The 21,334-nt window shown below is 45.6% G+C and carries 21 protein-coding genes and 1 pseudogene; 14 read left to right on the plus strand and 8 right to left on the minus strand.

The annotated features are described in order from the left end of the window. Positions 1-15 precede the first annotated feature (15 nt). Entirely contained in the window at positions 16-714 is a 699-nt protein-coding gene (locus J7545_RS23080) for a TrkA family potassium uptake protein (protein ID WP_318697969.1), read from the minus strand. A 123-nt stretch (positions 715-837) separates the two neighbouring features. On the opposite strand from J7545_RS23080, the gene J7545_RS23085 reads away from it, so the two are divergent. Next, a complete protein-coding gene (locus J7545_RS23085) occupies positions 838-2,067 on the plus strand; it encodes a nucleotidyltransferase family protein (RefSeq protein ID WP_318720181.1) in 1,230 nt (409 codons plus the stop codon). On the opposite strand, the gene J7545_RS23090 is transcribed toward J7545_RS23085, so the two are convergent. Further along, positions 2,064-3,863, minus strand: a complete 1,800-nt coding sequence (locus tag J7545_RS23090; protein WP_318697967.1) for an ABC transporter ATP-binding protein — start codon at positions 3,861-3,863, stop codon at positions 2,064-2,066. The genes J7545_RS23085 and J7545_RS23090 overlap by 4 nt on opposite strands. Before the next feature lie 227 nt (positions 3,864-4,090). Between J7545_RS23090 and J7545_RS23095 the strand changes: the two genes are divergently transcribed. From J7545_RS23095 to J7545_RS23145, 11 genes are all read left to right on the plus strand, one after another. Then, positions 4,091-5,029: a hypothetical protein gene (locus tag J7545_RS23095; RefSeq protein ID WP_318697966.1), complete on the plus strand. Its 939-nt coding sequence runs from the start codon at positions 4,091-4,093 to the stop codon at positions 5,027-5,029. 45 nt (positions 5,030-5,074) lie between these two features. Continuing rightward, the gene (locus J7545_RS23100) at positions 5,075-5,371 is read left to right on the plus strand and encodes a lasso peptide biosynthesis PqqD family chaperone (protein ID WP_318697965.1); all 297 of its coding nucleotides are present in this window, start codon (positions 5,075-5,077) and stop codon (positions 5,369-5,371) included. After that, complete coding sequence (locus J7545_RS23105; RefSeq protein WP_318697964.1) at positions 5,340-5,801, plus strand: lasso peptide biosynthesis B2 protein; 462 nt, start codon at positions 5,340-5,342, stop codon at positions 5,799-5,801. Before J7545_RS23100 ends, J7545_RS23105 begins: the two co-directional genes overlap by 32 nt. Before the next feature lie 163 nt (positions 5,802-5,964). Next, entirely contained in the window at positions 5,965-6,162 is a 198-nt protein-coding gene (locus J7545_RS23110) for a hypothetical protein (RefSeq protein WP_318697963.1), read from the plus strand. A gap of 20 nt (positions 6,163-6,182) precedes the next feature. Further along, complete coding sequence (locus J7545_RS23115) at positions 6,183-6,689, plus strand: hypothetical protein (RefSeq protein ID WP_318697962.1); 507 nt, start codon at positions 6,183-6,185, stop codon at positions 6,687-6,689. A gap of 35 nt (positions 6,690-6,724) precedes the next feature. Beyond that, positions 6,725-8,626: an asparagine synthase-related protein gene (locus J7545_RS23120; RefSeq protein WP_318720182.1), complete on the plus strand. Its 1,902-nt coding sequence runs from the start codon at positions 6,725-6,727 to the stop codon at positions 8,624-8,626. Positions 8,627-8,665: 39 nt separating this feature from the next. After that, positions 8,666-8,821 (plus strand): hypothetical protein, encoded by a 156-nt coding sequence (locus J7545_RS23125; RefSeq protein WP_318720183.1) that lies wholly within the window; start codon positions 8,666-8,668, stop codon positions 8,819-8,821. Positions 8,822-8,958: 137 nt separating this feature from the next. After that, positions 8,959-9,291 (plus strand): hypothetical protein, encoded by a 333-nt coding sequence (locus J7545_RS23130; RefSeq protein WP_318720184.1) that lies wholly within the window; start codon positions 8,959-8,961, stop codon positions 9,289-9,291. Next, on the plus strand, positions 9,281-9,664 hold the full coding sequence (locus J7545_RS23135; protein WP_318720185.1) for a DUF6516 family protein: 384 nt from the start codon (positions 9,281-9,283) through the stop codon (positions 9,662-9,664). The genes J7545_RS23130 and J7545_RS23135 overlap by 11 nt, the downstream gene beginning before the upstream one ends. A gap of 18 nt (positions 9,665-9,682) precedes the next feature. Beyond that, positions 9,683-11,332, plus strand: coding sequence for a hypothetical protein (locus J7545_RS23140; RefSeq protein WP_318697957.1), 1,650 nt, complete (start codon positions 9,683-9,685; stop codon positions 11,330-11,332). A 24-nt stretch (positions 11,333-11,356) separates the two neighbouring features. After that, positions 11,357-12,310, plus strand: a complete 954-nt coding sequence (locus tag J7545_RS23145) for an NAD-dependent epimerase/dehydratase family protein (protein ID WP_318697956.1) — start codon at positions 11,357-11,359, stop codon at positions 12,308-12,310. A gap of 236 nt (positions 12,311-12,546) precedes the next feature. On the opposite strand, the gene J7545_RS23150 is transcribed toward J7545_RS23145, so the two are convergent. The 6 genes and pseudogenes from J7545_RS23150 to petB form a co-directional block, all read right to left on the minus strand. Next, on the minus strand, positions 12,547-13,902 hold the full coding sequence (locus J7545_RS23150) for a TrkH family potassium uptake protein (RefSeq protein ID WP_318697955.1): 1,356 nt from the start codon (positions 13,900-13,902) through the stop codon (positions 12,547-12,549). A 101-nt stretch (positions 13,903-14,003) separates the two neighbouring features. Further along, entirely contained in the window at positions 14,004-15,845 is a 1,842-nt protein-coding gene (locus tag J7545_RS23155) for an ABC transporter ATP-binding protein (RefSeq protein ID WP_413038572.1), read from the minus strand. An 86-nt stretch (positions 15,846-15,931) separates the two neighbouring features. Then, entirely contained in the window at positions 15,932-16,930 is a 999-nt protein-coding gene (locus J7545_RS23160; protein WP_318697953.1) for a tetratricopeptide repeat protein, read from the minus strand. A gap of 336 nt (positions 16,931-17,266) precedes the next feature. Beyond that, a pseudogene (locus J7545_RS23165) lies at positions 17,267-17,523 on the minus strand (hypothetical protein); the annotation flags it as partial. A gap of 186 nt (positions 17,524-17,709) precedes the next feature. Continuing rightward, on the minus strand, positions 17,710-18,192 hold the full coding sequence (gene petD / locus J7545_RS23170) for a cytochrome b6-f complex subunit IV (RefSeq protein ID WP_271944267.1): 483 nt from the start codon (positions 18,190-18,192) through the stop codon (positions 17,710-17,712). A 94-nt stretch (positions 18,193-18,286) separates the two neighbouring features. Continuing rightward, on the minus strand, positions 18,287-18,955 hold the full coding sequence (petB, locus tag J7545_RS23175) for a cytochrome b6 (protein ID WP_271944269.1): 669 nt from the start codon (positions 18,953-18,955) through the stop codon (positions 18,287-18,289). 76 nt (positions 18,956-19,031) lie between these two features. On the opposite strand from petB, the gene ctpA reads away from it, so the two are divergent. Together ctpA and J7545_RS23185 are read left to right on the plus strand one after the other, a co-directional pair. Continuing rightward, the gene (gene ctpA / locus J7545_RS23180; RefSeq protein ID WP_318697951.1) at positions 19,032-20,264 is read left to right on the plus strand and encodes a carboxyl-terminal processing protease CtpA; all 1,233 of its coding nucleotides are present in this window, start codon (positions 19,032-19,034) and stop codon (positions 20,262-20,264) included. A 56-nt stretch (positions 20,265-20,320) separates the two neighbouring features. Further along, complete coding sequence (locus tag J7545_RS23185) at positions 20,321-21,274, plus strand: pentapeptide repeat-containing protein (RefSeq protein ID WP_318697950.1); 954 nt, start codon at positions 20,321-20,323, stop codon at positions 21,272-21,274. Positions 21,275-21,334 lie beyond the last annotated feature (60 nt).

Genomic DNA, 21,334 nt, shown 5'->3' on the forward strand with positions numbered 1-21,334 from the left:
ACAACCTTTTTTCTGCTAGATCGGCAACCGATTAATCGCCTTATTATCCCCAATTAACACCATGGAATCCCCCTTTTCCATCCGTTGATTTGGCCTGGGATTTACCTCCAATTTATTCCCCTGATGATTAATCGCAATCATCGTCAACCCATACTCGTTCCTTAAATCCAACTCTAACAGAGTTTTACCCGCAAACTCTTCAGGCACTAACAATTCTACCATACTATTATCTGGATCGAGTTCTACCCGCTCTAAAATATTCGGCTTCGTCAGAGAAATCGCTAAATTACAACCCATCTCATATTCGGGGAACACCACCCAATCGGCTCCCACCTTATTAAGCAGTTTCTCATGAATTTTAGAAGAAGCTTTTGCCACCACAAATTTGACCCCAGCCTCTTTCAAGTTCAACGTCGTAATCACACTCTCTTCCACATAATTTCCAATACTCACAATTACTGTATCAAACTCAAACACCCCTGCCTGTTTCAGCGCCATCGGATCGGTAGAGTCTAACTGCAAAACATGGGTAGCAATCTGACTATTAATCACTTGATTCACTTGCTGTTCGCTCGAATCAATTCCCATGACTTCATAGCCCATATTATACAGGGTTGCAGAAACTGCTCGCCCAAACCGTCCTAACCCAATCACCGCAAACTGTTGATTATTTTGACGCAGGCGACGAAACCACCCGAATGACTCTTTTTTCACTGCACGATCTCCCCTGAATTAAACTCTAAATTTAAATTCTAATGTATAATGCTAAAAAAGTTAACAGCACTTGTTCGATTCAATACTATTCAAGAGTAGCCATCAAACTTTCCCGCTTAACTCATGATGAAAGAAAAAGAAAAACAATCCTTGGACTTGCCAATATCCAGCCTCACTAAACCTTATTCGCCTGAAAATAAATTGCTGTTGTCCTGTATTCGTTATCAACTTAATTCAGCAACAGCTTCTGATATTAGAGATTTACTGAGAAGAGATGTACATTGGGATATTCTGGTTTCAAATGCAGTTCGACAGAATGTATTTACGCTAGTCTATAAAACCTTGAAAATAAATCATTCAAAAATCATTCCTTCATCTGTATTTGAGAGGATGGAAATCGAAGCTCAAAAACGGATGACGTATAATTTATTTTTAACTCATAAACTTTTTCAAGTGCTTAACTTATTTGCAGAACATAATATCCAAGCTATTCCTTTTAAGGGGCCAATATGGGCACAATTAGCCTATGGTAATATGGGATTGAGAGAGTTTTCTGACTTGGATATCTTAGTGCGTCCTCAAGATTTTTCTAAAGCAAAAGATGTACTCATTGAGCAAGGATATTATGACAAAAACTTTGGTGCCAATGAAAAGAGTCTTGGAGAGGCTCAAATGGTATTACCCGATCGCCGAACGAACATCGACGTACACTATAAGTTAACGCCACGAGATTTTTATCTACAGGTCGAGACGGAATCATTTTTTGAAGGCTTGCAAACTTTATCTCTTTTGGGCAAAAAAATAGCAACATTTTCTCCAGAAAACTCTCTCGCAATTAGTTATCTCCAGGGCACAAAAGATAGTTGGAATTCATTGAAAAGAATCTGTGATTTTGGAAGATTAATTCAGACTTATCCGGAGGCAAATTGGCAAGAAGTTATCGCTCGATGCCAAACAGATGAGAACGATCGCGTATTTTTTCTGGGAGTTGCAATTGCCCAAACCTATCTACAAATCTCCCTTCCAGAGATACTTTCAGAAAAGCTAAAGCAGTTTCCAGAAGTGGTGAAAATTGCCAGACAACATGAAGAGTATATGTATCATAAAAACATGGAATATAGCTATATCTTCTATATTGTTAGTTTGTGGGAGAAAAGAGAAACCAGCTTATGGAGTAAGCTACAATATTTTTTGAAGATTGCTTTTCGTGTAAATGCAAGCGATCGAGAGGTTCTTTTTCTGCCCAGCTTCTTGTTTTTTCTCTATTATCCCCTAAGAATGATCAGGTTGATCAAAAGCTATAAAATCAGCCAAGAAAAAATATCGTCTCTCTGGAATTTATTCAAAGGTTAATCTGATTGATAATACTGGGATTGAATAGAAAATAAACGTGCATAAGTTCCACCTAGCTGTAATAACTCTTTGTGGCAACCCGTTTCTACAATTCTACCATTGGCTAAAACAAAGATGCGATCGACCATCTTAACGGTAGACAAGCGATGGCTGATCAGAATAGCCGTTTTTCCTTCAATCAGTTGACGGAATTTTTCAAACACTTCATATTCTGCTTCAGGATCGAGTGCGCTGGTGGGTTCGTCCAGAATTAGCAGTTGAGCATGACGCAAAAAGGCGCGGGCGATCGATATTTTTTGCCATTCCCCAATGCTCAATTCTTCTCCTTCATGAAATTGGGTTCCTAACATGGTATCATAGCTTTTAGGGAGTCCAGAAATTGCCTTTTCTGCTCCTGATTTTTGGGCGGCTTTGATAATCTCAGCATCATTGTCCATGTGGGCAATATTTCCCAAACCAATATTTTCTCGAACTGTTAAACTGTAGCGGACATAATCTTGAAATACCACACTGATTTGTCGCCGCCAATCGAAAAGATTGAGTTGCTGTAGGTCAATACCATCTATGGTGATCCGTCCTTGAGTCGGATCGTAGAGGCGACATAATAATTTAATTAAGGTGGTTTTTCCGGCTCCATTTTCTCCGACTAAGGCAACTGTTTCTCCTGCGGGAATGGTGAGATTAATGCCTTGGAGTAAGGGGCGGCTGCTGTGGGGATATTGAAAAGAAACATTTTCAAATTTTAACCCCTGTTGGATAGTCTGGGGAACCCATTGAGGATGGATCGGATTAGCAATCGTTGGTTTTAAGTCTAGGAATTCGTAAAGATGAGAGAGAAATAAACTATTTTCGTATAAACTAGCCAAACTAGACAGAAGTTGCCCTAAAAATGCTTGTCCCCGTTGAAAACCTTGGTAATACATGACTAAACTGCCTAGGGTGATCTGTCCTTGAAGGGTTTGATAGGCGATCGAACTAAATACGGCAAAAATAGCGACAATTCCACTGAGTTGAGTTAAAAAATCGGCGATCGCCCGTTTCCGAGCTAAAGCCAGCTTTTCCTGGCGAATGTCCTGGCGTAGAGTTCGATAACGCTGGCGGAATAGATCTCCGAGATCGAAGAGCCGGACTTCCTTGGCGTAGGCATTCATTGTAAGCATCCAATGGAAGTACCAAGCCATACGTTCTTTCCCTGTCCAGGTTTTTTGCTGTCGATACAGTATTTTGCTCTGCTGTAAACGAACGAGTAACACGGGAACTGCTGCGGCTAATAAGACGGTACTCATTGACCAATGGAGGGAAAGCAGCAATCCGGCGATCGCCACCAGGGAGATCCCACTTTGAGCTAACTGTACCAAGCTATTGAGGATATTTTGCGGTCGATAGCTGGCTTCTTGTTGAGCGCGGTGCAGGGAATTATAAAAACTCGCATTTTCGTAATATTCTAGGTCAAGCTCAATCGATTTGCTATGCAAAATATCATTGACAGAATCAGTAACAATTTGGGATTGAGCTTGGGTAGCATACCCAGATAAAGACCGTAAGAGATTAGTTATCAGTGTCGCGATCCCCACCAGAAACACGATCTTCAGGACATCATAAAAAGCAGACATACCATTGCCAATACCGGCAGTCACAGTATCGATGAGTAACTTCATTAAATAGAGGGAGGCTAAAGGCAATACACCTTGTAAGAACACAAGAGTAATTGTGCAAGATGTCCAAAATGGTGTAGTTTGCCACACTAAACCGATGGCTCTTTTCAGATTTTTGAGCAGTTGCAGTTTATCTTTCAAAATGGGGAATAATTGAACAGGTACTTGAATGGGTGACCGAGAACGATATCTCTAAACCAGTATATCTGAGCGGTTTATCCATCTTATGGATTGGGCTAAAATTGACCGATGGCGATGGCTCTGTTGTTTGAGAAAATGGGGAGGTTAGGTCAAAATGGATGGCTTAGAAACCTAGTTATTTGAAAAAACCGGGTTTCTAAGCCATCGTATTCAACGAGCGGATTGCTATGAAGGAATTTAACACCCTGTATCGATATACGGCTTGTGGCTTGAATATTGCCTCTGAGCTTGTCTGTCCTGAATTGCGCCCCTACTCTGGCAACGGCTCGGATTTTGATATCCGCATTTCTATTGGCTCTGTGAGCGATCGCCTCATAGAACCGGTCTATGAGGACTGGTTCAGTCAAATCAAACCAGGAGCTTATCTGCTAAAAGTGGATGAGATTGCCAAATATTTAGTGGTTGATGGCAAAGAGATTATCATCGATCCTGCTGCCGGTTGTCCTGAAGAACTCATACGTCTCTATCTTTTCTCCCAAGGTTTTGGCTCCTTGCTGCATCAACGGGGTCGTTTAATCCTCCATGCCAGCGCTGTTGAGAGCGATCGCGGTGCTATCATATTTCTGGGTCGTTCGGGTGCAGGCAAATCCACCTTAGCGGCTGGGTTCCTAAAAGCCGGTTATCGGATTTTAGCTGATGACTTATGTGTAATGGACTGTTCTCCAGACCAAGAGCCGCAAGTTTTTCCCGCCTTAGCTCAAATTCGCTTGTGGAATGACACCTTGCAACAGCTAGACTACGATCGCCAGACCATGCAACGAGTGTGGCACAAAGAAGACAAATATACGAAATATTTGCCAGAGTTGCTGGCCAGCCATCCCAGCAAATTGTATCGCATCTATTGGCTCGACTCTGGTGATGTGCCCGGTGTTGCAGTGATATCTTTAACCAAAGTGGAACAGTTTCAGGCATTGATGAAGAATGTATTCCGAGTAGAATTTATTCAAGGTTTGGGTGTGAGAGAAAAAGTTTTCCGACAAATTTCTCAAGTCCTCAGCTCTAGCAAGGTAAAACGAGTGGTTCGACCGCAAAGTTATTTTTCGCTCGGCCAAGTGATCGAATGTCTGGAAGAAGATATGGCTATGCTAGAAACCGGGTTTCTTTGAGAAACCGGGTTTCTTTGGAGTTTGAATAAAAATAAGGGGAATCTTATGGGATCGAATCAAACCATTACTCTGACTCAAAAACTCGTTCGCAACCCAGATATTTTGGCCTCCAATCTGGAGGACGAACTGGTAATGATGAACATAGAGAGCGATAGTTACTACGGTACGAACCCAGTCGGAACGCGCATCTGGGAGCTACTGGAGCAACCTGTAACTGTTTCCGAACTCTGTGGTCTCCTGCAAGAGGAGTTTGACGTAGACGATCAAACCTGTCAGCAAGATGTATTGCCTTTTATCCAGAAGATCGTCGATGAAAAGCTGGTTAGCATTATTGAAGAATAAAGCCACTCTATTTTGGCAGCAACCGAGCCAAAGAAAACTGGCTTTTCTAGAAGCGTTTCTCTGGCTCGGTTTAGCACGAGGCTGTGTGCTGCTTTTTCCCTTCCGGTGGATCGCCCCCTATTTGGGAGGTCTCAACCAAGAAACCTCAGAAGAGGGCATTCAGGAAGCAAAACAGGGGGTAGTTGGGCAGATCGCTTGGGCGATCGCCACCAGCCGCCGCTATACCCCCTGGCGCAGCAACTGTTTGGCGCAGGCGATCGCCGGTAAGATGATGTTGCGGCGGCGCAAGATTGCCAGTACCCTCTATCTGGGACTGAAAAAAAATGCCGACCAACTCGAAGCCCATGCTTGGCTCAGAGTCGGCCAAGAAATCATCACTGGCGGCGCAATTGAATCTCAATTTAAGGTTATTTCTTTTTTCGGTGGCTAGTGCTATTTCTGAAGATGCGCTTTATTGCCTTCTACCGACGTTGTAGGGGCGTTTCATCTCGCGAAGCGAAACGGCCGGAAAGCCCCTACAAATGGTATAAGTCCTGTAAATATTAGAATAGAGAGATTTAACGGTACTAGCGAACAAGGCATGAAAACAAATCTTGGTTAAGAAAAGAGATATCGAGCAAGTAAACGCAGTCGCTCGCGAATTCAAGATGAATGACGAATTTAGAAGAGATTTTGGAGACTTTATAGAAGAAGAAAAAACCGCAGGTAACGGCGGAACTAAAAACGAACGAGGGGACTTCACCTATTCGGAGCTACGACAAAAAGCTCGCGAATTTTTAGGCATAGACTAACCCAAAAAGGATATTTAGCAATGGCAAGCAACTTAATTAACAAGGTGACGAGGGTGACAACGGCTAAGGATCTAGAACCACTCCAAGAGATAATCAATAGGGCGATCGGCCAAGTCTGCTGGAGAGCCAGCCTGAGTTATGGCGACGAATTGAGCCTTCATATGGGCAAAAGAATTCCTTATGCTCAAAAGTCTATGTCAGGCAAAGAAAAAGGAGAATGGATACTCGGAACGAGAGCAACAGCCTGGAGCCTGGACTGCGCGGGCGAAATGATTGCCACTTCTGATGAAGAGGGAGCCAGTCTGAGACAAAAAATTCAGGTGCTAGAAAAAGCCCGGATCGCAGCCTTAGAAACCAGCTATTCCGAATTAGGACTGGCGATAATGTTTGACAATAGATGTAAACTGACACTTTTCCCCAAACCGGAAGAAGATACCCGTTTGCCTTACTGGGAATGGTTTGCTCCTTCCAGAATGCTTCTTAAGGTTGGGCCGGGCGCAGTTTGGTCTTACGAATTAATAGCGTAAGTCCTGTACTACAATTTCTTGGGAGATGGCAAACATTGAGCGGAATCTACGGCATTTTTTATAAAGACGGTACAGCAGTCACCTCAGAAACCATCGAGCCGATGCGAAGAGCCATGGCACTTTGGGGCAAGGACGGTCAAGGTTCTTGGTGTGAAAATTCAGTGGGGTTAGGTCATTTGATGTTACACTCCACTCCCGAATCTCTCTACGAAAAATTGCCCATTGCCCATCCCCAAAATCCTAATTGGATGATTACCGCTGATGCCCGCATCGATAATCGGCAGGAACTCTTGGCAGCCCTAAACGTGCCACCTGCCGAGGGTCGAACCCTGCCCGACAGTATGCTAATTTTATTGGCTTACGAAAAATGGGGGCGAGAGTGTGTAAGTCGGCTAATCGGCGAATTTGCTTTTGCCCTCTGGGATCGAAAAGAGCAGATCCTCTTTTGCGGTCGAGACCATATGGGCTTCAAGCCCTTTTATTACTACGAAGATAACCGCTGCTTTATCTTTGCTTCCGATATCGAGGGGTTGCTGGCTCGCTCGGAGGTTCCGCACCGCCCCAACGAACCTTTGCTGGCCGCTTATTTGCAGGAAGACACCTATTTTCCAGAAAAACGCCAGACCTTTTTGGCCGATATTGTCAAATTGCCGCCAGCTCATCAATTGACGGTGACGGTTAAAACCAGCCAACTGACTCAATACTGGTCTCTCAATAATGTAAGGGAGGTGCGTCTCCCTTCGGATGAAGCTTATGCAGAGCAGTTGCGCGAGCTACTTTTTGAGGCGGTACAGTGCCGAATTTGCACTCCCTTCCCGGTAGGCTGCCACCTCAGTGGTGGGTTAGATTCCTCTAGTGTAACGGCGATCGCCGCCCAATTACTCCGCCAGCAAGGTAAAACTCCCACCGCCTATTCCTGGTCTCCACCGCCCCCAGCTACAGGTGAATGCCCCGATGACGAGCGCCGGTTAATCCAGGCCGTTTGTCAACAAGAAGGCATTGAATGCCAATATATCGACTTAAAGGTGGAGGATGTTGTCAGAACTTATCTGCGAGACTTCAGCCGCGACCCAGCAGAGATGATGTTTCGCGAGCAACTCGTCCAGAAGCAAGCCGCCCAAAATGACGTTCGCATTATGCTTTCGGGCTGGGGTGGAGACGAAGCGATTACGGGTCATGGCTGGGGATTTTGGTCGGAGCTATTTTTGCGGGGACGCTGGAGGAAACTACATCGAGAAATTCGTTGCTTGTCCCAACAGGAGGGCGCTAATCTATTGTACGCTCTCAGATTAGATGCTCGTGTCGCCTACAAGAAAGTCTTACTGCCCCTGATTCCCGAAGCGATCTGGTCTTGGCGGTACGGCCGGAACAGTAGAAGCAGTTGCTACCCCATAACCTGCATCAATCCCAGCTTTGCCCAGCAGCATGAAGATGCAGTTTTGGCTATGCGCGGGCCATCCTTGCAGGAGAGTCCGGGGGTGCAAGAAAATCAGTGGCGTTGGCTCAATAACGGCCATTTGACCAAACGGATCGAAGCCTGGGCGGTCAATGGCGATCGCCAGGGACTCCTCTATTCCTACCCCCTGCTAGACCGGCGCATCCTTGAGTTTTGTCTCGGTACGCCGCCGGAGCAGTTTGTACAGCAAAAGTGGGGACGATTCTTGATGCGTAGGGCAGTTGAGGGTATACTGCCAGCCGCAGTACAATGGAATCGGTCTAAACGAGAAGCTGCGGCTTTTGCTGTCCTCGATCGCGTATGGCCGCCAGCTCTACCTGTTTTGAGCGATCGCCTTGGCTTGCAGGAGGGCGATCTTCCAGCAGCTAAATATGTAGACTTAAAGAAGTTAGAGGAGGTGATATCGCAAACCAAAGAAATGAAACGGGATGTAGAAGTCCTGTTGATTACCCTAGCCTGTGCCAATTGCTTTAGAATTTAATCAGTTTCGTCACTTTATCTGAAAAAGGAGTGCAATACCATGAATACAAATCCAAACAACCAGCCGCAACCGGCAAAAAAAATCTGGCTTGCCCCCGAGCTGAATAAAATTGCGGTACGAGAAACAGAAAGCGGCCCTTTGGGTGTAAGCGTTGAAAGTCTTGCCTGCTCAGACCCCGTGCCTACACCTTCTTAATGCAGGATTGCCTCAATGGGTAGGGTTTGATCTATTAGAAACCCGGTTTCTTGAAGAAACCGGGTTTCTAGACCCGGTTTCTAGACCCCAATTGCGATCAGAGCCATTGTTTTTCGAGCGGAGTGAAGGTAAATCAGATGCTAGAAACAAGCGATAGAGTAGTTACACAAAAACGCGATAAGGCAGAACTCAAGATTAGATGTAGCGATCCAGAAGCGCTCAAGATATTCATAGAGAGAACCATGGCAGAACGATTGCGTTCTCTCTCAGATGGGATTGGGCAAACTGAAGACCGCTTGCAGGAATTTGAGGCCAAGTATCAGCAATCTACTGAGGAGTTTCTGCGTCGTTTCAATAACGACGAGCTACAGCATACCTTTGACTTTGATGAGTGGATTGGCGAATCTCGGATGCTAAAGCGCTTGCGAGCAAAGGCAGAGCAATTGAAAGGTATTGAGTTTGTCGATTGAGAATTATTTTAAGCAAATTCGCGTCACAATTGAAAGATATCCCGGAGTGCAGTCGTTCGAGTTCTTTTCCCAAAAGCGGACTGAGTATGAGGGTTTTGTTCGTGGCAATATACTTTTTAAGGATGGCTCGATTCTCCACTGGCGCGAGTATGTAGATGTTGAATATGGCATAGAGCGCGATATGTATTCATACCAGTATATGGATGCTTCAAAACATCTGATTTTTCGCTATGATAATGCCGAACATCATCACAAGCTTAATTTAGCTAACTTTCCCCATCACAAGCATGAGGGTAGCGAGGATAATATCGTTTCTGCAAATGCTCCAATTTTGGAGGATGTGTTGAGGGAGATTGAAATACTGTTGCCATAGCGTAAGGAATTACTAATATTGCTTAACCCCAACCCACCAGCCCAAGCAGCAGAATACAACCGCATAGCGGCTTCCTTTCTTCGGCATCCACCAGACCCCAAACTCAGCGCCTTAGCTGTTGCTTGGTATCGGCGGTCTCTTGAGGTCGAACCCAACTGGCTCAAAACCCATCTGGCTTTAGCACAAGCCTATCACCAGATCGGTCAATTGCCACAAGCATGGGATTGCTGCGATAAAGCAGAGAACATCGAACCAGAGTCTCTCATACCTGCCTATTATCGCTGCATGTTGCAACTGCCCATTCTCTATCGGCAGAAGGAAGAGGTATCCCAGAGTCGTCAGCAGTACCAGCAACAATTGATAGCCTTGGGCGAGAAAATCGACCGAGCTATACCAGAGGCGATCGCCGCCCTAGCATACGCAGTTGGCCGCATTGCGCCCTTTTATCTCGCTTACCAGGGCCAGGACGATCTAGACTTAATGGGCCTTTACGGGCAGCTTATTACCCAGATTATGGCCGCTCGCTATCCCCAGTGGGCGCAGTCTCTGCCAAGCGTTGCCCCAAAGCCAAATGAAGCCATCCGAGTCGGTATTGTCTCGGGACATTTTTATCGCCATTCGATCTGGAAAGATATTCTCAAAGGCTGGATCGCTCAACTCGATCGCCAGAAATTTCACCTCATTGGCTACGCGCTCAACAAAACGCAGGATGAAGAAACCGAATTCGCCCGGAATGGTTTGGCAAAATTCGTTACTGGCTCTCATACGACTGAGGAATGGGGCAAACTTATCCAAGCAGACTATCCTCATATCCTGCTCTATCCTGAAGTCAGCATGACTACCAAGGCCATTCAGCTTTCAGCCTTGCGACTGGCTCCAGTGCAAGCTACCACTTGGGCGACTTATGTCACCAGCGGTTTACCGACTATCGATTATTTTTTAACTGGAGCGCTCATCGAACCCAAGCGCGCGGAAGAACAGTACCTAGAAAAACTGGTTCGACTGCCCAATCTCGGCATGTACTACACTCCGCTCCAGGAAACTCTGGCATCGGAGCAACGGAACGACTTTGGCTTGCGCCCATCAGCTATCGTCTACTTTTGTGCTCAGTCTCTGTTTAAATATTTGCCACAATACGATTGGCTTTACCCATACATTGCCCGAGCGGTGGGCGATTGTCAGTTTATCTTTATGAAGCACAAAACCTCAGAAGCACAGACGAAAATATTGAGCAAACGATTGCAGAATGCCTTTGCTGCTGAGGGTCTCGACCTAGAACAATACGTCGTCATGCAGCCGGCTGTATCTAATGCTGGCTACTCTCGCCTCAACGATCTCGCCGATATTTTTCTTGACAGCATTGGCGTAGCTGGCACCACCACAACTCTAGAAGCGATCGCCCACAATCTCCCCATCGTTACTCTAACTGGGGAATTTTTGCGCGGGCGCGTGAGCAGTGGTATTCTGCAAAAGATGGAAGTTACCGAAACTATTGCCACCTCCCCGGAAGATTATGTGGCGATCGCCATTCGTCTCGGTACAGATGCCGCTTTCCGAGAGCAGGTGAGGGCGCGAATAGCGGCAAACAAACATAAGATTTATGCCGATACGGCCTGCATTGAAGGCTTAGAAGACTTTCTGGAACATGCCGTCAGAGGTGAGAATTAGTTGTGATATCAATAATACAGAGTAATGGCGATCGCAATTGAAGGGAAGCGCATTCTCCTAACCGGAGTCAGCGGTTTTTTGGGACGGGTAGTCTGCCAGCAACTGAGAAAGCATGGCGGATATGTGACGGGTATGGATAGAAATCCACCGCAAGCAATAGAGCAAGCCGCCGAACCTACTTTGATGTTGCCTCAGCACTTTATCCAACTGGATCTGACTAGCCCGAATCTGTCGGAGCTATTGGCTCGCCAGCACTTTGACACTATTTTCCACCTAGCCGGATTTGTTTATTCTGCCCATTCCGTCAAAACTCCAGCTCTGGATTTTAACCAAAATTTGGTAGCAACCTTTAACCTGCTTGAAGACCTCCGCAGCAGTGGATTTTCCGGTCGCTTGGTCTATGCTTCAACGGCAGCCGTCTATGGGGAACCCCGACAAGTTCCCATAGACGAAGAGACAGCGACTCGACCGATTTCTCCTTACGGCGCAAGCAAGTTGGCTGCCGAAGAATACATTCGCGTCTTCTCCCAATGCTACGGCTTTCAAAGCGCGATCGCCCGCCTCTTTTCTCTCTACGGGCCGAGGCAAAGAAAACAAGTTGTATTTGACATTCTGTGTAAAACTCTACTCTCCGACGAGGCGATCGAGCTGTTTGGCGATGGCTGCGAAATGCGCGATTTCGTTCACGTCAGTGATGCTGCTCGCGCTTTGGTATTGCTGGCGAACCAAGCCGAAATCGATGCGCCAATATTCAATGTTTGCTCTGCTAAAGGAATGACTATCCGCGACCTAGCCATCCTAATCGTTACCTTAGCCGATCGCAATCCCGATCGCATTGTGTTTACGGGCGATCGTAGAAGCGGCGATCCCATCCACTGGATTGGTTGCAATAAAAAATTACTCGGTACTGGCTTTTCCTTCGAGCGATCGCTCTCAGATGGACTATTAGAAACTTTAACATGGTTTCGTGGGGAGTAATAGTGAATTCCATTAATAATGAGACACTGTTCATCGAATTCACTATAATATCAACTCCTTAGATATTTTCTCCCCTTTTCTTATATCAAGTCCGGTTAAACACTTGTCATTGCGACCGGAGGAAAGCAATCGCTAAAACTACCGAGCTAAAAGAGATTGCTTCACTCCACTGCGTTCCGTTCGCAATGACATATTATAACTGATCCAACGGACTTGATATTACTTCCAGAAGCTAGTCATCCAATTAATAAATCCTCTTCAGAATAACGAATAACCTTGGGCTTGGTATTTTGATAAAATGAAGCCATGAGTAATAAAATACCCACTCTACCGATATACATAATCAAGATAATCACTAGCTTAGAAAATTGAGACAAACTATCCGTAATTCCCGTGGATAATCCGACGGTGCTAAAGGCGGAAACTACCTCAAAAAAGATGGCTAAAAACTCAATTTCGCCAGAACCAATACTGACTAAAACTGTGCCGCAAATGATCGCAAACAGAGACGCAATAATTACTCCTACGGCCTTAATGAGTAAAAGATTGGGAATTTGGCGTTTATAACATAGAACTTCCTCTCGCTCTTGCAACGCGGCTCTAGTCGCACTGAGCAAAATTCTAAAGGTTGTGGTTTTAATTCCTCCCCCGGTACTGCCTGGACTAGCGCCAATGAACATTAAGGGAATGGTAATAAATAAGGAGGTGGTGGTCATTTGACCAATATCAATGCTATTAAATCCAGCAGTTCTCGTGGTTACGGATTGGAACCAAGCCGCTAAACATTTTTGCCATAAATTCAGCGATTCTAAGGTTGCCGGATTAGAAAATTCCGTCTGCAAAAATGCTAAGAAACCAAGAACAAAAAGGACGATATTGGTGCTGGTAACAATCTTAAAATGGAGAGAAAAAGTAAATCCTTGATTGCGTTTAACTACGCGCCGATAAAACCAAGTGTAGAGTTCCATGATGACTTGATAACCAATGCCCCCAATGATAATTAAGGCAGTAACGATCGCCACTAATGGGGTAGAAGTAGCGTAGGACGAGAGGCTATCACTAAACAAGCTAAATCCGGCATTGTTGAAAGCGCTAATGCTGTGGAAAATGGCTAACCATAGTCCTTGAGCATTGCCATAATCAGGTTGAAACACCCTGATTAATAAGAAAATTCCGGTAATCTCAAAAATTAAGGTCATGCCAATAATCGATCGCACCAACTGACCCACTCCTTCCATACCTTGAGTATCCAGGGATTGTTGAATGGCGAGTTTATCTCTCAATCCTAATTGTCGTCCCAACAGGAGCAGTAAAAAGGTGGTGGCAGTCATGTAGCCTAAACCACCGACTTGAAAGAGTAAGCATAGGAACAACTGCCCCCAAAAGGAATAGAATTGACCGACATCGACGATGGATAATCCGGTGACGCAGACGGAGGAGGTGGCAGTAAATAGGGCCTTCATCACATAATCCAGGGGCCCGTTAATGGTGGCGAATCCTTCTGGGGTAATGGCAAACGGTAACATTAACAATACTGTACCGATCGCAATGACGGCTAAAAAACCCAGACAAATGGTACGCGCAACACTCATGGGTTGTAGCGCTTCGCGCTAGGGAATAGGGAAAATCCCCCTGCTTTTTTAATGGGGTTTGGGGATATCGGAACGTGCTTCATAAAGCAAGGAGAGTGGAGTTAACGAGGTTGTCTCTGACGCTGTTTAATTTCCTCTAATGTCCCTGTGGGAATGGCCGCAATCAGTTGGCGGGTGTATTCTTGGGTGGGATAGTTGTAAATCTGCTCGGAGAAGCCAATTTCTTCTACTTTACCGCGATTCATGACCATGATGCGATCGCTCATAAACTTGACCACACTCAAATCATGGGAAATGAAAATATAGGTCAACTTAAACTCTTCTTGTAGCTCTTTCAATAGGTTCAAAACCTGAGCTTGCACCGACACATCCAACGCAGACACGGACTCATCACAAATAATAAACTTAGGATTCAGAGCCAGAGCGCGGGCAATACAGACTCGTTGGCGCTGTCCTCCGGAAAACTCATGGGGATAGCGGCTCATCCAACTCGGATCGAGACCGACTCTTTCTAGAAGATAACGTACGCGGTCGCGTCGTTCAGATCCAGATTCTAATTCCTGATGAATCACCAACGGTTCCATGACTGCATCACCAATGGACATCCTCGGATCTAGAGAGCTATAGGGGTCTTGAAACACAATCTGCATCTGTCGGCGAAAATAACGCAAGGCCTTGATACTTAAAGTTTGCAGTTGTTCGCCTTCAAAGGCAATCATGCCACCCATGGAGGGAACCAACTGGAGGAGTGTCCGTGCTAAGGTGGTTTTACCACAACCTGATTCTCCCACCAATCCCAATGTTTCCCCTGGATAGACTTGAAAGGATACTCCATTGACGGCCATGGTGTAGCGCTGAGTTTGTCCCCAAATCCCTTTACTGGGAAAACCTACCTTTAAGTCTTTCACCACCATTAGAGGAGATTGTTCATAGAGTTTTTCTAGGCGCTCTTCGATATCTTGGGGTTGAACTTCGGCCGTTTTGTCCAAAGTAACTATAGATTCTTGTTCGAGAAAATCGGCTACTGTGGGCAAATATTTTAAGTGTAAATCGGGTTGGGGGCGACAGGCTAACAGGCCTTGGGTGTAGGGATGTTGAGGACGGGAAAAAATATCGAGAACTGAGCCAGATTCCACGATTTTTCCTTGATACATGACCACGACGCTATCGGCAATTTCAGCAATAACGCCCAAGTCATGGGTAATAAAAATCAGGGACATGCCCCTGGCTTTTTGCAAATCGCGCAACAGATTGAGGATGGTCGCTTGCACGGTCACATCTAAGGCTGTGGTGGGTTCATCGGCAATCAGGAGGGTAGGATTGCAAGAAATGGCCATGGCAATCATGACCCGTTGCAGTTGGCCGCCAGAGAGTTCATGGGGATAGCGATCGAGGATGGCTTGTTTTTGACGATTGATCGAAGATTGCTGTTGGCGATCGCTCGTTACTTCTGGAAATTCCTCTGATATCTGTTGTTGTAAAATTTCATCCTTGGGTAGTAATTGCACTTCTTGCAAGAGGGCGATCGCCTGTCGTCTTGCTTCTGAAGGGGAAATTGATTGATGAAATCGTAGCGCTTCAACCAATTGAAATCCAATGGTATACACCGGATTTAAGGAACTCATCGGTTCCTGAAAAATCATCGAGATTTGACTCCCTCGATACTGTTGCATCTTTTGTGGAGAAAGGTCGCGTAAATTCAGGCGATCCTGTTCAGGGGGATGAAACCAAATTTCTCCACTCGCTATATTTCCTGGAGGTTGAGGAACCAGATCCATAATGGCTAGGGAAGTCACCGATTTTCCCGAGCCAGATTCTCCCACAATGCCTAGGGTTTGTCCTCGTTTAACCGAGAAAGTAATCCGATCGACCGCTTGAATCACTTTCTCATCCGTTTGGAATTGAACAGTGAGGTTACAAACATCTAATACCGAGTCATTCATGGAGATGGGGCTGCAATTAGGGTGATTTTCCAGTAAAGCCGCAAACTTACTGGTAAATACGGGCATTTTATCAAAATCCCTAGGGATTAGCTGGGATTAATGGCCCGTTGATTGGCTGCGATCGCTTCTGCATAGCGACCTAATTTTTGCAGAGCGACCCCTTTGTTAATCCAAGCATCCTGAAAATCGGGTTGCAGATCGGTGACTTGGTTCCAACTCTCTAGAGCATCTTCCCATCGATTTAGAGCGGCTAAGACAATACCTCGATGAAACCAGGCTTGTACATCATCAGCTTGCAGTGCCAGGGTTTGGTCAAAACAAGCGAGCGCCTCTTCAAACCGATTGAGTTTGACCCCTAAAACAATCCCTTTATTATGCCAAGTTTCGAGATCTTTTGGATTGAGTTCTATTGCTCTGTCCCAATTGGCGATCGCTTGTTCATAGTCTTCGAGATCAAAGAATACATTACCGCGATTGGCCCAAGCTAGATCGGCATCCGGGTTTAATTCTAGGGCATGGTCATAGGCTAAAATTGCCTCTTGATGTTGGCCTAAGTTCATCAGCGCATTTCCGCGATTAATGGCAGCGCGATAATGATTAGGGTCAAGTTCCAGAGTGCGATCGAAGGCTTCTAGGGCTTTTTGATCCTCTTCATCGAGTAATTGTTTACCGCGATCGAACCAAACTTGAGGATTATCCTCATCTAAAGAAATGGGTGGGTGTAGCTGTTCGCCAATCTCTTTCGCTACTTCTCCCAATTCACCACAACCCACTTCCCCTAACCGGATCAGGCGCTCTGCCAATTTTTCATTGGGTTCTGAATTTTGGGTGACCTTCTGGCCAAAGCGTTTTAACCAGGCTATCCATTGATCTTCTGAATACTCCTGCTGTAGGTTTTCCCAGTCTTTGAGAACTTGGCTTTTCCCTTGATGAATTCCCTCTAGAAAAGACATAAACCGCATTTCATAGTCGGTATCTGTTGGCCAAGTCGTCGCAGTATCCGCTGAGGAGCTAGGGGACGAAGACCATAAACCCTTGAACCACTGCCAAAGTTGCTCTAACCAGTGCTGAATTTTTCTGAACATCTCCCCCTCCTCTTGTTTTGTTACTGTTCCATTTAAAATTGATTAGGATCGATACTGAGTTCTCTGAGTTTAGCAAATGCGTGGTTTAGCCCATGCGGGATCGCACTCTTGCTGCATCTGATCTCGCTTCACCACCACCTCCTCTGGGTCTTGAAACGGTTCCCCATTCTGAGTTAGGAAAGATAAGCTTAATTTTACTTGAAGATTGTAGAGAGCACAAAACGATACTCATGATCAAACTTGGGGATCATTCTACAGTATGACAGTATGAATGTTCTTAGTTTATCAATAATATCACAGAGATCGAAGTCTTTAATCTGCAATAAGCGCTCGCGACATTATAGGAGTGGCCTTAATGGTGTAGGTGGGTTCGCTCTCCTCCTGATAAGCGACCATAGGTAAAATCGATCGGGAAAAACCATTAGAAAGTATGGAGCTTTCGGAAATGTACCATGGGCAAAAATATTGCGGCGCAATTGTGCTACCCACTGAGGAGAGGTATGGGTTTTGCGTTTGACTTCTACGACAAGAGTGAGTTGACCGTTACGGTTCTCGACTGCCAAGTCCCAACCCGAATTAAGTTGAATTCCCATAATAGAGTGATTGAATGAACCAGCGATTTATTTTTTAATTGATATAAGCACCGGCAGGAGAGCTAAAGATCGAGCGATCGCCTCCCTTACCGGTGCTTAGAAAATTATGATTCTAATCTGCTCTATAGCAATGCTGTTTGGGTCTTAACAGGGGTTGAACTTCCGATTACCCATTACCAGCGCTCTTTAGAATAATCCCAAGGTCAGAGATTTATCGATGGGTAAAGCCGCTCCAATACCTAACCAGAGAGTAACCAGGGTTCCAAACAAGAAAACCGCAGTCGCGACGGGACGGCGGAAAGGATTTTGGAATTTGTTCACATTTTCGATAAAAGGAACCAGGATTAAGCCTAGGGGAATGGAAGCCATCATCAGAACGCCCAACAGTTTATTGGGAACTGTTCTCAGAATTTGGAATACAGGATAGAAGTACCACTCTGGCAGAATTTCCAGAGGAGTGGCAAAGGGATCGGCAGGTTCGCCGATAAAGGCAGGATCGAGTACCGCTAGGGCAACGATGCAGCCGAGGGTTCCCACAATTACGACCGGGAAAGTATACAACAGGTCATTGGGCCAGGCAGGTTCACCATAGTAATTATGGCCCATGCCTTGGGCGAGTTTTTCCCGGAGTTTGGGATCGGATAAGGCCGGTGGCTTTTGAATGGACATGGTTCAATCAATATAATGAATGGAACAATTATATAGAGGGAGTCGGCAGTGAAGCAGTCGGGATTTATCTCCCTATTTCCTAACGCTACGCACTTTACAAGGGGCCAGAGATTCCTTGCTTACGAATCATTAAGAAGTGAGCCAACATAAAGACGGCGATCGACCAAGGAAGGACGAAGATGTGTAGGCTATAGAAGCGGGTTAAGGTGGCTTGACCTACACTTTCACCGCCTCGCATTAGTTCAACTACAAGGTCTCCAACCACAGGAACAGCAGCAGGAACGCCACTTACAATTTTAACGGCCCAATATCCGACCTGATCCCAAGGCAGAGAATACCCGGTAACTCCGAAGGTTACGGTGATGACCGCTAGAACAACTCCGGTAACCCAAGTTAGCTCGCGGGGTTTTTTGAAGCCTCCGGTAAGGTACACTCGGAAGATGTGCAGAATCATCATCAGTACCATCATACTGGCAGACCAACGGTGGATGGAGCGGATTAACCATCCAAAGCTGACTTCATTCATGATGTATTGAATGGAGGTGAAGGCTTCAGCTACTGTGGGTTTGTAGTAGAAGGTCATGGCGAATCCAGTGGCAAACTGGATGAGGAAGCACACGAGGGTAATTCCACCGAGACAGTAGAAGATATTAACGTGAGGAGGGACGTATTTACTGGTGATGTCGTCGGAGATGCCTTGGATCTCCAGACGTTCTTGAAACCATTGAAAGGTTTTTGACTCTCTTACCTGCTTGGTAAACATGCGGTTAACGATCCTATGAAAGATTAATGCGCTCTTATAGAAATGTAACATAGCCAAAGTAATGATAAAACAGGTGATGGTAAAGCGAATTTTTTGGGTGGCGTGTTTTTTGGTGTTGTATGTGGCGATCGCCCTTGGGGGTTGGATCTCTCCAGCCTATGCTCTGACACAGGAACAGAAGCTCTACAACGAGGTGTGGCGCATTGTCAATCGGTCTTATTTAGATGAGACCTTTAATCATCAAAATTGGTGGTTTGTGCGCCAGAAAGCCCTGAAAAAGCCGCTCAAGAGTCGCGAAGAGACCTATGTGGCCATTGACCAAATGCTGAAGAGTTTGGGCGATCCCTTTACCCGATTTTTGCCTCCCCAGTCCTATCGCAGCTTGCAGGTGACGACTTCAGGAGAGTTGAGTGGGGTAGGGTTGCAGATTGCTTTAGATGCTCAAACCGGTCTGCTGACGGTGATTGCACCGATCGCCGGATCGCCAGCAGAAACCGCAGGACTTCAACCGCGCGATCGCATTATGGCTATTGATGGTATTCCGACTCGCGAGTTAACCATTGAAGAGGCAGCTAACCGGATGCGGGGACCGACTGGAACAGTAGTCACCTTAACCATTGAACGAGACCGCACAGAACAGCACAGGGTGGAGATTACCCGCGATCGTATTACGCTCAATCCCGTGATTTCGGACCTGCGATCGCTTGAGTCTGACTCTGGCTCCATTCCGATTGGCTATCTGCGCTTAACCCAGTTTAATGCCTATGCCTCCCAAGAACTGAGCCAGGCGATCGCTCATTTAGAAGAGCAAGGAGCCGCAGCATATATTCTGGATTTACGCAATAATCCAGGCGGATTATTAACCGCTGGCATTGAAATTGCTCGCCAATGGATCGATCGGGGTACGATTGTTTATGTGGTCAACCGTCAAGGGGTTTTGGAGAGCTTTGAGGCGACTGGAGGCGCACTAACCAACGATCCGCTGGTAGTTTTGGTCAATCATGGAACAGCCAGTGCTAGTGAAATTCTAGCGGGGGCACTCCAGGATAACCATCGCGCTCAATTACTGGGAGAAAAGACGTTTGGTAAGGGATTAATTCAATCCCTGTTTGATTTATCAGATGGCTCTGGGTTAGCCGTAACCATTGCCAAGTATGAAACCCCCGATCATCATGATATTAATCAGTTAGGCATTGAACCCGATCAAATCGTTCCTGCCCAGGCGATCGCCCGTCATCAAATCGCCACCGCTTCTGACTCCCAATATCAAGCTGCGCTAGAAGTGCTAGCCCAACAAACCCAAAGTTAAACTCTAAACTAGAGTCGATCGTGCGTACATCATCTGAAAAGTTTGGGTGCTTATCCATGGATAAACAAACCCTTTTAGACCTTTATCGTGGCGGGCAACGGGATTTTCGAGGTCTTGATTTAGCTGGGATTGATCTCAGTTACACCGATTTAAGTGGCATTGATTTAAGTCAGAGTAATCTGACCCGTGCCAATTTATTTTATGTGAATTTTTCCCATGCTAATCTTAGCCACACTAATCTTTCTTATGCAGATTTAAGTTGCGCTAATTTGTTTTTGGCGTTGCTCAGTGGCTCGAATTTAACGTTAGCCAATCTGAGTAGCGCTTCTTTATTTAATATTAATCTCAGCCATGCAGATTTGAGTGGGGCCAATCTGATTTTTGCTAATTTAGTACAAGCAGATTTGAATGGAACGTGTTTGCTTCAAGCTTCTTTAGCTCAGGCCAATTTAAGTGGGGCTAATTTAAGTGGCGCAGATTTAAGTCGAGCCAATGTGAGTGGGGCCAATCTCATTAAAGCCGATTTAAGTGACACGAATTTAAATCAGACCAATTTAGGCCGTTGTAATGCCGCCTATGCTATTTTTCGGGGTTCAGATTTGAGTGCAACGAATTTAACCGATACCCATTTGGTTCATGCAGAAGGCTTAGAGCAATCGTTAAATGAATCAGAAATCAGCCCCTATCAGTGGCAAGGATTACAGTTTTTTTCCCAAGTCGAATTAGACATTGCCCAAGCCCTACATCAACAAAAGGTCTTGTTTTATCCCCATGTGCGAACCATTTTAGAGGGAAAACCAGAGTCTCAACCTTATTTTCTGGTCATCGATGGTGGTAAATGTGGCATTCTTCAAATTGAAGAACAATCCTGCACTCTCGATCTTAAGCGCGATCGCCTGCTACAGCAATCTGGCATTGTTCTCATTGACTCCTACGTCATCGAACAATGCCAAAATAACCCCCAAGAAGTTGTCCAAGACTTTCTCGAGAGTCTCAGAACTCTAGATTAACCCTCATTAAGTGAAACCACCTCAACACTTCTATTGTAGTGACCCAGTTTCAGAGGTATG

The sequence above is a fragment of the Roseofilum sp. SBFL genome, from assembly GCF_017746885.1.
Lineage (GTDB): Bacteria > Cyanobacteriota > Cyanobacteriia > Cyanobacteriales > Desertifilaceae > Roseofilum.

What these genes read in the sequence shown, in the direction of transcription:
- J7545_RS23085 (WP_318720181.1), top strand. Translation starts at nt 838, where the DNA reads ATGATGAAAGAAAAAGAAAAACAATCCTTGGACTTGCCAATATCCAGC.
- J7545_RS23095 (WP_318697966.1), top strand. Translation starts at nt 4,091, where the DNA reads ATGAAGGAATTTAACACCCTGTATCGATATACGGCTTGTGGCTTGAAT.
- J7545_RS23100 (WP_318697965.1), top strand. Translation starts at nt 5,075, where the DNA reads ATGGGATCGAATCAAACCATTACTCTGACTCAAAAACTCGTTCGCAAC.
- J7545_RS23105 (WP_318697964.1), top strand. Translation starts at nt 5,340, where the DNA reads ATGAAAAGCTGGTTAGCATTATTGAAGAATAAAGCCACTCTATTTTGG.
- J7545_RS23115 (WP_318697962.1), top strand. Translation starts at nt 6,183, where the DNA reads ATGGCAAGCAACTTAATTAACAAGGTGACGAGGGTGACAACGGCTAAG.
- J7545_RS23125 (WP_318720183.1), top strand. Translation starts at nt 8,666, where the DNA reads ATGAATACAAATCCAAACAACCAGCCGCAACCGGCAAAAAAAATCTGG.
- J7545_RS23130 (WP_318720184.1), top strand. Translation starts at nt 8,959, where the DNA reads ATGCTAGAAACAAGCGATAGAGTAGTTACACAAAAACGCGATAAGGCA.
- J7545_RS23145 (WP_318697956.1), top strand. Translation starts at nt 11,357, where the DNA reads ATGGCGATCGCAATTGAAGGGAAGCGCATTCTCCTAACCGGAGTCAGC.
- J7545_RS23150 (WP_318697955.1), bottom strand. Translation starts at nt 13,902, where the DNA reads ATGAGTGTTGCGCGTACCATTTGTCTGGGTTTTTTAGCCGTCATTGCG.
- J7545_RS23155 (WP_413038572.1), bottom strand. Translation starts at nt 15,845, where the DNA reads ATGAATGACTCGGTATTAGATGTTTGTAACCTCACTGTTCAATTCCAA.
- J7545_RS23160 (WP_318697953.1), bottom strand. Translation starts at nt 16,930, where the DNA reads ATGTTCAGAAAAATTCAGCACTGGTTAGAGCAACTTTGGCAGTGGTTC.
- petD (WP_271944267.1), bottom strand. Translation starts at nt 18,192, where the DNA reads ATGTCCATTCAAAAGCCACCGGCCTTATCCGATCCCAAACTCCGGGAA.
- petB (WP_271944269.1), bottom strand. Translation starts at nt 18,955, where the DNA reads ATGTTTACCAAGCAGGTAAGAGAGTCAAAAACCTTTCAATGGTTTCAA.
- ctpA (WP_318697951.1), top strand. Translation starts at nt 19,032, where the DNA reads ATGGTAAAGCGAATTTTTTGGGTGGCGTGTTTTTTGGTGTTGTATGTG.
- J7545_RS23185 (WP_318697950.1), top strand. Translation starts at nt 20,321, where the DNA reads ATGGATAAACAAACCCTTTTAGACCTTTATCGTGGCGGGCAACGGGAT.